This is a genomic window from Mesorhizobium sp. M0898, from assembly GCF_040319695.1.
Classification (GTDB): domain Bacteria; phylum Pseudomonadota; class Alphaproteobacteria; order Rhizobiales; family Rhizobiaceae; genus Mesorhizobium.
In genome coordinates this window covers 1-881 of the sequence record NZ_JAMYOE010000143.1, presented here as the reverse complement: position 1 = coordinate 881, position 881 = coordinate 1, and the positions used below count along the sequence as shown (strand labels likewise).

Sequence of the window (881 nt, the reverse complement as noted above, 5' to 3'; positions counted from 1 at the left end):
AGCGCCAATCGCGGCCGGCGCGAGATCGAAGAGCTGATCGGCTTCTTCGTCAACACGCTGGCGCTGCGGGTCGACCTGTCGGGCGCGCCGAGCCTGGCGCAGCTTCTGGAGCGGACGCGGCGCACGGCGCTGGCCGCGCAGGAGCATCAGAACCTGCCGTTCGAGCAGGTCGTCGAGATCGCGCAGCCGCCCCGGCATCTTGATCACACGCCGTTGTTCCAGGTGATGCTGGCCTGGGAGAACAATGCGGTCGAGTCATTGGACCTGCCGGGGCTGAGTGTGGAGGCTGCCGGGGAGGGGTATGATCAGGTCAAGTTCGATCTGGAGCTGAGCCTGGGCGAGCGTGGCGATCAGATCGCCGGATCGCTGCACTATGCCACGGCGCTGTTCGACGAAGCGACGATCGAGCGGCAGCGTGGTTATCTGCTGGCGCTGCTGCGGGCGATGGTTGCCGATGCCGGGCAGCCGGTCGGCCGCATCGAGCTGCTGTCGCCCGAGGAGCGGACCTACCTTTTGGAGGAGCTGAACCGGACGGACGCGGACTATCCGTCGGATCTTTGCATCCACGAGCTGTTCGAGCAACAGGTGCGCCGCACACCCGAGGCGGTGGCGGTGGTTCATGAGGACGAGGCGCTCTCCTATGGCGAACTCAACGCCCGGGCCAACCGGCTGGCCCATCATCTGATCGCCCTTGGGGTCAAGCCGGATCAGCCAGTGGCGATCTGCGTCGAGCGCAGCCCGGCGATGGTGGTCGGGCTGCTGGCGATCCTGAAGGCGGGCGGCGCTTATGTGCCGATCGATCGCGCTCTTCCATCTGCGCGACAAGAATGGCTGATGGCCGATTGTGCTGCGCGCCTGGTGCTTAGCGAGAGTGACGATGA

At 66.1% G+C, this 881-nt stretch carries 1 protein-coding gene; it reads left to right on the top strand.

All coding sequences use genetic code 11. The features are described from left to right. Positions 1 to 881 (top strand): condensation domain-containing protein (locus NKH90_RS34620; RefSeq protein WP_352823816.1); only part of this gene is annotated, 881 nt, incomplete at both ends.